5 protein-coding genes and 1 pseudogene are annotated in these 11,232 nt (G+C 62.1%); 3 read left to right on the top strand and 3 right to left on the bottom strand.

Annotated features, from left to right (window positions below; translation table 11 throughout):
- Window positions 1-250: 250 nt before the first annotated feature.
- Window positions 251-2,212, bottom strand: a complete 1,962-nt coding sequence (locus ABMA59_RS36465; RefSeq protein ID WP_349010227.1) for a BTAD domain-containing putative transcriptional regulator — start codon at window positions 2,210-2,212, stop codon at window positions 251-253.
- A gap of 289 nt (window positions 2,213-2,501) precedes the next feature.
- Between ABMA59_RS36465 and ABMA59_RS36460 the strand changes: the two genes are divergently transcribed.
- On the top strand, window positions 2,502-6,221 hold the full coding sequence (locus ABMA59_RS36460) for a beta strand repeat-containing protein (protein WP_349010226.1): 3,720 nt from the start codon (window positions 2,502-2,504) through the stop codon (window positions 6,219-6,221).
- A 63-nt stretch (window positions 6,222-6,284) separates the two neighbouring features.
- Here the strand turns inward: ABMA59_RS36460 and ABMA59_RS36455 are convergent, their stop codons facing one another.
- Entirely contained in the window at window positions 6,285-7,313 is a 1,029-nt protein-coding gene (locus ABMA59_RS36455) for a LacI family DNA-binding transcriptional regulator (RefSeq protein WP_349010225.1), read from the bottom strand.
- Window positions 7,314-7,423: 110 nt separating this feature from the next.
- Here ABMA59_RS36455 and ABMA59_RS36450 point away from each other — a divergent pair, with 110 nt between their 5' ends.
- The gene (locus ABMA59_RS36450) at window positions 7,424-8,617 is read left to right on the top strand and encodes a phytanoyl-CoA dioxygenase family protein (protein WP_349010224.1); all 1,194 of its coding nucleotides are present in this window, start codon (window positions 7,424-7,426) and stop codon (window positions 8,615-8,617) included.
- Window positions 8,618-8,978: 361 nt separating this feature from the next.
- Window positions 8,979-11,003: an ABC transporter ATP-binding protein/permease gene (locus ABMA59_RS36445; protein ID WP_349010223.1), complete on the top strand. Its 2,025-nt coding sequence runs from the start codon at window positions 8,979-8,981 to the stop codon at window positions 11,001-11,003.
- Window positions 11,004-11,038: 35 nt separating this feature from the next.
- Here ABMA59_RS36445 and ABMA59_RS36440 read toward each other — a convergent pair.
- Window positions 11,039-11,232 (bottom strand): annotated as a pseudogene (locus ABMA59_RS36440) (IS5 family transposase); the annotation flags it as partial.

Genomic DNA, 11,232 nt, shown 5'->3' with positions numbered 1-11,232 from the left:
CATGCGTCGAGCCGACAATGCCGCGCGCCCGGAAGCCGAAGCGGTCCGTCCGCATCCATCCCGGCCTTTCCCGACGGCGGTCACGCCATCCCCGACATCAGCCGAAGATCGAAATCCCAATAGCCATCGCTTCGTGGCCCGCGGGTTCGTTCCTCGGCGACTTTCGTACGCCTGCCGGCGCCCGAAACTCTTCACGAAAGCGGAACGGCTGCTATGAGATATCCGCGAACTGAGAACGGACCTTCAGCTATCAGCCCAGCACTCCCGCCTTTGCCACGCCTTCGAGCAGATGCTCCCGGTTGCGAGCGCTTGCAAATGGGAGAACGTTCAAGGCGGAAAGGGCGGTGTCGGGCAGCACGCGCGTCAGTTCGCCCAGAACCCGGCCGGCGTCCCCGAGCTGGCCCGATTGGGCAAGGCTGGCCGCGAACAGCAACAGGCCAAGCCACCAGACCGGACGCGCCTGCACCACGGCGCTGGCGTGGACAAGAGCCTGATCGTACCGGAGCGCAAGATAGTGGGCGAGCGCCAGCCCGAAATGTCTGAAGAAGATCGACGGATCGTCCGGGTTGATCTGCAATGCGATCTCGTTGCTTTTGACAGCTGCATCCGGCCGCCCGGCCCAGGCGAGCACAGTGCCGAGCGCTCCGTGCGCCAGCGAACAGTTGGGATTGATCTGGAGGGCGCGTTTCAGTGAAGTCGCCGCTCGCTCGTGCTCCGACCGCAGCAACTCCGCGCATGCCATTGCCCAATGGCTGTATTCATCTGCGTCCGCCGCCTCGATCGCGATCTTGGCGTGCCGGTGAGCCTCGTCGACCAGGTCGTTCGTCCAGGGCACGAAGCCCATATAGGCCTGGTGGTAGAGACAGACGGAAACCATGCGGTGCGCGAATCCGCTGTGCGGATCGAGGCAAAGCGCCCGTTCCGCGAGCGTCCTCGATTCGGCGAGGGATTTCTCCGTCAGACCCAGGAACTGCTGCCATGATCGCGCCAGGAGCGGGGCCACGGCGTCGGCCCGTCCGTCGAGCGCAGTTGCCCTTCCTTCGTTCAGGATGATCTGCGTCTGGACCGAGGCGACGATGCCGCTGGTGATCTCGTCCTGCAAGTCGAAAGCGTCGACTCCCTGGCGGTCGAACTTCCCTGCCCACACATGATGGCCGTTCGCTGCCTCGATCAGCTGCGCCGTGACGCGTATGCGCGTTCCCGACCGCCGCACGCTGCCCTCGAGCGCGTAGCGAACGGCGAGGTCGCGCCCCACCGCACGGACGTCGACGGCTTGATTCTTGTAGGTGAACATGGTGTTTCGGGCGACGACCCGGATCGTCTTGATGCGGGACAGGCCGGTGGTGATGTCCTCGACAAGTCCGTCGCAAAAATCTCCGAGGTCGGCATCGGCACTCATAACGTCGAAGGGCAGCACGGCGACCGAAGGCTTTTCCTCATGGGCCGTTCGTGCTTCGGTCCGCGACAAAAGTCCGCCGCGCGCCGGCAGGCTTGCTGCGGCCAGCTCTTTCAACAGTCGCTGACGCAGGGCCTCGGTCTCCTCTCCGGGCGCTACGTCGAGCTCTTCGTTCAGCGCGGCGCGGCAGAGTTCGTACTGCCGCATCGCCAGCCCCTTTTCACCGGCGGCGGCATAGGCTGTCATCAGCATGCGGTGCGAGGCCTCCCGCAGCGGGTCGAGCCCGACAAGCCGCTTGGTGGCTTCGATCCTCGCACCGCCGGTCTCATGGGCGGACAGCTTCTCGAACAGGCCGATGGCAAGGTCGGACAATCGCTGGCGCTCCGACCCGAGCCACCTTTCAAACCCGGGATCCTTTATGTCGAGATCGGCCAGCAACTCATCGCGATACAGAGTAGCGGCGCGGCGCAACGACTCGATATCATTGGACGCGCCGAGCCGCTGAAATTCGACGGCGTCGATCTTAAGGCGGCTGCGGTCGAGCGTCAGCCGGTCGTCAATGACCTGGATCAGCGGCAGGGGCAATGCCGCCATATCCTTCCTCAATGCCACCAGAGACTGGCGGAGGCTCGCCTGAGCCTGGACCTGGCCGCGATCGCTCCACAGCAATCTGACGATCCGCTCGCGCGCCAGCGACGCCGACGGCGCGAGCGCAAGTATCGCCAGCAAGGCCTTGTTTTTCCGGGCACCGACAACCACCGGCTCGAAGCTTCCATCACGAAGATCGAAGTCACCGAGTAGTTTCAGTTCCAGCATCGCTGTTATCCACGCAGCATCTCCGACGCCTTACTTCCGGTTTCGTGGCTCAAACTTTTCGGCGCGAATTGATTGTCGTTTAGCACAACTATCGCTGGCTTCACGCAAAATTCGCACTGCTTTCACGAGAGATTTCGGGTGCTGCTGTTAAATGGCGGCCCAAGGGTCGGGCAATCGAGAAGGATCGAGAGCGTACCTCAAGGTTCGCATTCGTGCGCAGCCGGACAAGTGGCTTGGCGTCGCAGCGACCGCAGGCATTCTGCGCTCGTCAATACGGGAGATTTCCACCATGACCGACACATATCAGTATGACAGTCTGGCGATCCCGTTCTTTGCGGCGCCAGGCGGCACCGTCACGCTGAAAAATCTTCTGACCCAGGCCTATGGAGCCGAGGCTTCCGGCATCACGGGGCTCAGAATAGCCTATTGGTCGGCGACGGACCTGACTGGGTCCAATTTCAGCTACTGGGATCCGACTAATACCTCGCTCACGCACGTCCTGCGCAACGGCGTCGACATCGGCGGCGGTTTCGCCAACCAGATCGATGTCACCAGCTCGGAATTCGGCAACATCACCATCGTCGCCGGCAACAACATCTGCTCCAATGTCTTCCTGGAGGTTGAATGGGCCGACAATGGAACGGACCGTGCCTTTCAGGAGCTTGCCATCAAGACCTTGCCAACCGGGCTCAACAGCACCGTATTCGACGGCACGGTTGATCCGGGCGACGTGGTTGCCGAAGCAAAGCTGATCGGGTCGACCTACAGCGGCGTCCTCAATCCCAACGATTGCCATTTCATCGCCGCCGCGGCCGCCGCGGCAGCCGGCGCCACTTTCCCGGAGCAGTTCGATCACACCCAGTCGCTTGATCCGGCGGATAATCAGGATGGCGGCTTCTGGCGGATCGTCCACCGCGGCTCGGACAGCGCCGTCGCCGACTGGCAGACGCTAGTCCGGCCGGGCGACATCGTGCGCCTGGGGTGGAGCGGCGGCGGACAGCACACGACGCTGGTGACGGAAGGACCGCGCGCGTCCGACGGCCAGATCCGCGTCGTCGACAATGCCGATACCGGCGGCACGATCGGCGAGCATTGGGTCGACTACGACAGCATTTCCATCGCGTCGACGATCACCATCTATCGTCTCTCTCCGGACCATCTCTATCTGACGAACGGCAGCGATCTCTCGGACAACATCCACGGAACGGTGTGGGACGACGATGTCCGCGGCGGGCTCGGCGCCGACACCCTCAGCGGTGCGGTGGGCAACGACACGATCGACGGAGGCGCCGGAACGGACCACCTCTATGGCGGGGACGGCAATGACACGCTGAACGGCGGCGCGGACTACGACATCCTCTCCGGCGGAAAGGGCGACGACGTCTATCGGCTTTTCGATGTCGCCTCGAACGGCTCCTACGACTTCGTCAGCGAGGATCTCAATTCCCAAGGCGGCGGCACCGACATGGTGCTGGTCATGCAAGTCGCCGGCGGCCCGACGAGCTACAGTCTCAACCATGATATCGAGAACGGGGCGAGCGTCGGCCACAACACCAACGGTTTCACGCTTTACGGCAACGAACTGGGCAACCGGCTGTTCGACGACATCGGTTCCAACACGCTCTACGGCCAGGATGGCGACGACTACCTGAATGGCGGCGCCGGCAACGACACGCTTCAGGGCGGAAACGGCACCGACCGGCTGGAGGGCACGACCGGCAACGACGTCTATAATCTCTTCGACGTGACGAACGGCGCCTACGACACCGTCGTCGAAAATGCCGGCGAGGGCAACGACACGGTCCTGGTGATGGACGTGAGCGGCAGCGTCCGGTCCTACACGATGACAGCGAACGTCGAGACGGGAGCGATCGTCGGCCACAATGCCTCCGGTTTCACGCTGCACGGCAACAGTCTCGGCAACACGATGTTCGACGACATCGGCGGCAACTGGCTCTACGGCGAAGGGGGCAACGATACGCTGAACGGCGGCGACGGACAGGATTTCCTAATCGGGGGCCTCGGCAACGACAAATATGTCCTCAACGACCGCACCGGCGGGATCTACGACATCGTCTCCGAAAACGCGGATGGCGGCGACGACTACGTTACCGTGACCCCGATCCACATCAACGGATCGCCCGACTACTACGTGCTGACCTCGAATGTGGAGAGCGGCGAGCTGCTCGGCAGCATGAATTTCGATCTCTACGGCAATTCCGGGAACAACCGGCTGTTCGGCAACACCGGAGCCAACAAGCTGACCGGTTACGGCGGCGACGACAAGCTGTCCGGCGCGACGGGCGACGATACGCTGCTCGGCGGCGCCGGCGACGACACCTACTTCCTGCAAGATCTGATCATCGGCAACGGCATCGTGCTTACGCGTTACGACACAGTGGTCGAAAACGCCAACGAAGGCACGGACAGCGTGTACGTGCTGGCGCTGGACAATCCAGATATGATTTCGGACGGCTATACGCTCGGCGACAATATCGAGAATGGCGGCATCACCGGGTCCCGCGCATTTTATCTCGAGGGCAATGAACTCGCCAATCAGCTCATGGGCAACGACGGGGCCAATACACTCTATGGTCTCGATGGCAACGACACCCTGCTCTATTCCGGCAACGGCTTCCGTGGCGGTGGCGACACGCTCGATGGGGGCAGTGGCACCGACACGGCCTCCTTCGCCAACGAGACCGCTGCGGTGACCGCCAATCTCACGACCGGCACCGCCAGCGGCAGCAGCGGCTCGGATACGCTTTTTTCCATCGAGAACCTGACAGGCGGCGGCGGGGACGACAGTCTTACCGGCAATGGCGCCGCCAACATTTTGAACGGTGGCGCCGGCCGGGATACGATGACCGGTCTCGCCGGCAGCGACACCTATGTCGTCAACAGTTCAGGCGACATAGTTGTCGAATCCAGCTCCGCCTCGGGCGGCTCCGCCGACCGGGTGATGGCCTCGGTGGACTACGTTCTCAAGGCCGGTGTGGGCGTCGAACTGCTGACGACCACCAGTTCGACCGGCACGTCCGCCATCGACCTGACCGGCAATGCGCTGGCACAGTCGATCACCGGCAATGACGGCGCCAACATTCTTAGCGACGGCGGAGCCGGCGCGGCGGACACCATGACCGGGCGCGGCGGCAACGACATCTACATCGTTTACAACTCCGGCGACGTTATCGTCGAATCCACCTCCGCTTCCGGCGGCAGCGCCGACCGGGTGAGCGCAGGTGTCGACTACGTCCTCAAAGCCGGGGTCGGCATCGAACTGATGACGACCACCAGTTCAGCCGGAAAATCCGCCATCGACCTGACCGGCAATGCGCTTGCACAGTCGATCACCGGCAACGACGGCGCCAACATTCTCAGCGACGGTGGGGCTGGTGCGGCGGACACGCTGACCGGGCGCGGCGGCAACGACATCTATCGCGTCTACAATTCCGGCGACATTATCGTCGAATCCGCTTCCGCTTCGGGCGGTAGCGCGGACCGGGTGATGGCGGCGGTCGACTATGTTCTCAAGGCAGGCGTTGGCGTCGAACTGTTGACGACCAACGGATCGACCGGCACGTCAGCGATCAAGCTGACCGGCAACGAGTTCGCGCAGGAGATCACGGGCAACTATGGCGACAATCGGCTGGAGGGCAAGGGTGGCGCGGATACGCTGCGCGGCCTCGCCGGCGACGACACCTTCGTCTTCGCCACAGCGCTCGGCGGCGGCAATGTCGACACCATCGCCGACTTCAACGTGGCCGACGACCGCTTCCTGGTGTCGGACAACATCTTCAGCGCGCTGTCGACCGGCACGCTTGCGGCGTCGGCTTTCCGCGCCAACACCACCGGGCTCGCCGGCGATGCCAGCGACCGCATCATCTACGAGACCGACACTGGCAAGCTCTACTACGACGCGAACGGGACCGGTGCCGGCGGTGGCATTCTGTTCGCGATCATTGGAACCAACCTGGCGGTGACCCATGCGGATTTTTCGGTGGCGTAGACTTTACCGCGCGCAATCCGGGCAAATCCGCGATGCCGGCACCAGGCAATGGCTGCCGGCATGCTAAACGGGAGCCGCCGGCATATTGAACGGCGTAATTACACTGACGTTGGACGGCGCTGACATCACCGATTTCGGCAGCGCGCCCTGAGCCTGCATCACATGGATGCAGGCGCTGCGCATGTCCTGCCTGAGGTCGTGGTGTAGGACAGCCGAGATGCGCCGGCTTCGCAGCAGAACCAGATTGTCGGCATCGAGATCGTGGCCAATGAAGACATGGCAGGGCCGTCGCATCTCGGCGAAGGCCTGGACGATCGCAGCATTGCCGCCGCCGGCCGAATAGACGGCAGCTATCCCTGGATTGCGTCTGAGCGCAGCATGGACGAGGTCACCTGTTGCGCCGTCGATGCCATAGCCCTCGCTGACCTCGACGACATCGATTGACGGGTACCGCTCCCGCAACACGCGGCGAAAGCCGATCTCGCGCTCTTCCTCGCCGCGAAACCGGCTGCTGCTGAGTGTGACAAGCACATCGGCTCGCCGACTGCCCAGCCATTCGCCGATAAGGTAGGCAGCAGTTTCGCCAGCTGCGCGATTGTCGACGCCGACATAGGCGTGCCGGCGGCTGTTGGGCAGGTCCGTAACGAGGGCGACAACGGGTATCCCCTCGCGAACCAGGCGGTCCACAGCCGATACGATTTCGGCGACATCCGGCGCCTTCAGGAGGACGCCGTTGCTTCCGCGGCGTCGGATCGCATCGAGCAGCGAAACAGTGTCGGCCGCTGTCCGCTTCTCGGAAAGGTGATGGCGGCATCGAAACACCGCGGGGTGAAGTGCCGGCATCTCCGTTTCCAGCGCCGAACGTACGGCGTCGCTAAAGCGCACCGGTGCTTCCATCACGAGATCAAGAATGAATTTCCGCCCAACAATCCCGACTTGGGCTCGCTGCTGACCCAGTTCCCGGATCGCCTGCTCAACCCGCCGAACGGTATGCTGGCGAACGCCTTCGCGTCCGTTCAGAACGCGATCGACCGTCGCGAGACTGACACCGGCCTGAAGTGCGATGTCCTTGGCGAGAAACGGACGAGACATTGCCAGCGAGCGCTTTTGAGGTGTTTTTGAGGAATCCAGGAGGTATTTTTCGACGCATCGCCAGCTATAATCTTGGCATCCACGTACGACAAGACCGATCGGAGGAGACGATGAAAGCCGACAACTTGAAAGAGCTTAGGTCCGACCGCGTCTGGCTCACCGCCGACTCGTGCGCCATTAACGATTTCGCCGCGATTGTTGAACGGACGACCAACGCGGCGGACTATCCGTTCGCCAGCGAGATCGTAAAGAATGCTCCGGTCTACGACGGTGCATCGATTCGCTCTGCGGCCGTGGACCCGGGCCAGCGCAAGGCGCTCATGGCAGAGTGGGTCGAGGCGATGACCGATGGGCCAGGCCTTGTCGTCCTGCGGGGCGCCTTCGAGGACACGGCGGTGGTCGACGCCGCCACGCTGGCCTTCAACGCAATGATCGCGGCAGAGAGGAGCGCCGGCACCGGCGGCGGCGATCATTTCGCCAAGCCGGGTGCCAATGACCGCGTGTGGAATGCACTCGAAAAGCTATGCTTGCGCGATCCGGAAGCTTTCGCTGCCTACTACGGCAACGATGTCATCGCCCTTGTGTCCGAAGCCTGGCTCGGACCGGCATACCAGGTCACCTCACAGGTCAACAATGTGAGACCCGGCGGCGCGGCACAGTCGGCCCACCGCGACTATCATCTCGGCTTCCAGACCACGGCAGAGATCGAACGATACCCCGTCCATGTGCATCGGATCTCGCCAGTGCTGACGCTGCAGGGCGCGGTCGCGCATTGCGACATGCCGCTGGAAAGCGGTCCGACACTCTACCTGCCATATTCGCAGACCTATCTGCCGGGCTATCTCGCGACAGGCCGGCCGGAGTTTCAAGCGTATTTTGCCGAGCACCACATCCAGCTTCCGCTGAAAAAGGGCGACGCAGCCTTCTTCAATCCAGCCCTCTTCCATGCCGCCGGCACCAACCGATCGTCGGATATCCAGCGCATGGCGAATCTGCTGCAGGTTTCATCGGGCTACGGACGGGCAATGGAAAGCGTCGACCGCACGAAAACGAGCGCCGTGCTTTTTCCGGTGCTGCGGCGGATGCTTGCCGATGGCCGGTTGAGCAGGGCAGCGGCTCGAAACGCAGTCGCAGCTTGCGCCGAAGGTTACTCATTTCCGACCAACCTTGATCGGGACCCGCCTATCGGCGGCCTTGCTCCAGAAAGTCAGCAGGCGCTTGTCAATCGCGCGCTGGACGCAGGATGGGAGCCGGCGACCTTTAACGAAGCTCTTGAGCTACAGGCTTGGAAGAAGCTGACTTGAGCAGGCGGTCAACCGACAGCGCCTGCCGCTGGTAGAACATCCCACTCCGGAAGCTGCCTGAGGGCCACCGGGAGTCTGCCGCCACCACCGCAATGTCGAGCACGATGTCGCTGCAGAAGATGTCCGCTTAAAGGAACGCGAGAAGCCAGAGGGAACGACCGCTTTGGTGAAGGGTTTAGGGTGCCGGCAGGCGTACGAAAACCTCTCATGCAGGAACCCGCGGTCCACAGTCGATGGCTATGGAGATTTCGAACAGTGCCCGATGTCGGCGTCGGCGCGGCCGCCGCAGGGAAGTGCGGAGGTAAATGCGGATAGGCCGGCAGGAATGAAACCTTCTGATTTTCAAGCCGTTGTCGGCTGAATGTCAGGGGTTGAATCCAAATCGAAATCGGTCACCGGTGCCAACCCACGCGGTGCCGGGAAGGCACGTCCCAAGCAGTGTTGCCAAGAGCATCCTAGCCAGGAGAACGTATCACCTGCCGAATTCATGCCTGAAGTCGACGGCCAGACCGCGCCGCCGCCCGAAGCTGTCCAACCGGATCCGGGGCTGACGCCTGAGCAGACCGCGCAGGCGCTTAAGACATATCTGCTCAGGCGTTTCTGGATCAGTGCGCGCGGCTACTGGAGCCTCGGTGGCGATCGACTCGCCTGGCCATTCACGATTGGGCTACTGATCTTGATATGCGTCAATGTCGGCTTCCAGTATGGGATCAATGTCTGGAATCGCGTGATTTTCGATGCCATTGAGCAGCGTAATTCCAGCACGGTTTATTTCCTGAGCGGCGTATTCGTACCCCTCGTGCTCGGCAGTGGAAGCCTTGTCGTTGCGCAGGTCTACGTTCGCATGACAATTCAGCGCCGCTGGCGTTCCTGGGTGACCACAGCGGTAATCGCGCGTTGGCTCGCAAGCGGCCGCTATTATCAATTGAACCTTGTCGGCGGCGATCACCAGAATCCAGAAGCCCGCATATCAGAGGATTTGCGAATTGCCACAGAATCCCCTGTCGACTTCGTCGCGGGTGTCCTCACCGCCTTTCTGTCGGCCGCGACCTTCATCGTGGTGCTTTGGACGATAGGCGGAGCACTGAGCTTCACGATCGATGGTTGGAGCATAAGGGTTCCCGGTTTCCTCGTCATTACGGCTGTAATCTATGCCGCTATTACCTCGATTTCGATGGTGGTCATCGGCCGTCATTTCGTCCATCTCTCCGAAGAGAAAAATCAAGCGGAGGCAGAATTTCGCTACACGCTGACGCGCGTGCGGGAAAACGGCGAGAGCATCGCATTGCTCGGTGGCGAGGAAGAGGAGCGCAGCGGCATCGACAAGACGTTCGGCCATGTGCTGAGGCAATGGGCGTTGCTTACAGGCCAGCACATGCGCACGGCCCTTGTATCGCAGGGGTCGAGCCTGTTTGCCCCGGTTGTGCCGATTTTGCTTTGTGCTCCGAAATTTCTCGAAGGCGGCATGACACTTGGACAGGTCATGCAGGCAGCTTCCGCCTTTGCCATTGTGCAGGGCGCCTTCGGATGGCTTGTCGACAACTACCCGCGTCTCGCCGATTGGAACGCCTCCGCACGACGCATCGCCTCCCTCATGATGTCGCTCGACGGGCTCGAGCGCGCCGAACAGAGCGACGCCCTGGGACGCATCGGTCGAGGCGAAACCAAAGACGGAACGATACTCAGCCTGGACAATCTCTCCGTTACCCTCGACGACGGAACGTCCGTGGTCAAGGAAACAGAGGTCGAAATCGAACCGGGCGAGCGGGTGCTCGTGGCTGGCGAATCCGGTTCAGGCAAGAGCACGCTTGTAAGGGCCGTCGCGGGCCTGTGGCCCTGGGGTGGCGGCAGCGTCAATTTCCACTCCAACAAGCAGCTGTTCATGTTGCCACAACGGCCCTATATCCCCTCGGGCACGCTTCGCCGGGCGGTCGCTTATCCCGCCCCCGCCGACAAATGGACGATCGAAGAGATCAATGCCGCGCTCGATAAGGTAGGCCTCACCTATCTCGCCGCAAGGATCATGGAAGATGCGCCCTGGGACCAGACCTTGTCGGGTGGTGAAAAGCAGCGGCTCGCCTTCGCACGTCTGCTTTTACATTCTCCCGATATCGTCGTGCTGGATGAAGCAACCGCAGCGCTTGACGAGAATGGTCAGGGCAAGATGATGGAAATGCTCATTCGTCAGTTGCCGAAAGTCACCATCATAAGCGTGGCGCACCGCGCCGAGCTGGAGGCCTTCCACACCCGCAAGATCACCCTGGAGCGGCGCGTAGACGGGGCCAAGCTTGTCAGCGACATTGATCTTGTCCCGCGCAAGCGTAGGCGGAACCTGTTCGCACGAGCCTTGTGGGGCTCCGGTGGCCCCGATCGAAAGCCAGCCTGAGGATATCACTCGAACGGAAGCGGCCCTACGAGCATCTAGGTCTCGTGGACAAAGGGTAACCAAAGCTTGGCTGCTGCGATGGCGACGAAGCCAAGGTAGGATTCCTTTGTCTTGTCGTATCTGGTGGCGACGCGGCGCCAGTTCTTGAGCTTGTTGAACAGCCGCTCGACCAGGTTTCGCCACTTGTATTTCTCAGCATCGTATGGCGCGGGGTCCTTGCGGTTGCGCT

Origin of the sequence: Mesorhizobium yinganensis, assembly GCF_040081985.1 — a bacterium.
Classification (GTDB): domain Bacteria; phylum Pseudomonadota; class Alphaproteobacteria; order Rhizobiales; family Rhizobiaceae; genus Kumtagia; species Kumtagia yinganensis.
This window is presented reverse-complemented; position numbering and strand designations above follow the sequence as displayed.

Excerpts from the sequence above, each read along its gene's own strand:
- ABMA59_RS36465 (WP_349010227.1), bottom strand. The coding sequence starts at position 2,212 with ATGCTGGAACTGAAACTACTCGGTGACTTCGATCTTCGTGATGGAAGC.
- ABMA59_RS36460 (WP_349010226.1), top strand. The coding sequence starts at position 2,502 with ATGACCGACACATATCAGTATGACAGTCTGGCGATCCCGTTCTTTGCG.
- ABMA59_RS36455 (WP_349010225.1), bottom strand. The coding sequence starts at position 7,313 with ATGTCTCGTCCGTTTCTCGCCAAGGACATCGCACTTCAGGCCGGTGTC.
- ABMA59_RS36450 (WP_349010224.1), top strand. The coding sequence starts at position 7,424 with ATGAAAGCCGACAACTTGAAAGAGCTTAGGTCCGACCGCGTCTGGCTC.
- ABMA59_RS36445 (WP_349010223.1), top strand. The coding sequence starts at position 8,979 with ATGTCAGGGGTTGAATCCAAATCGAAATCGGTCACCGGTGCCAACCCA.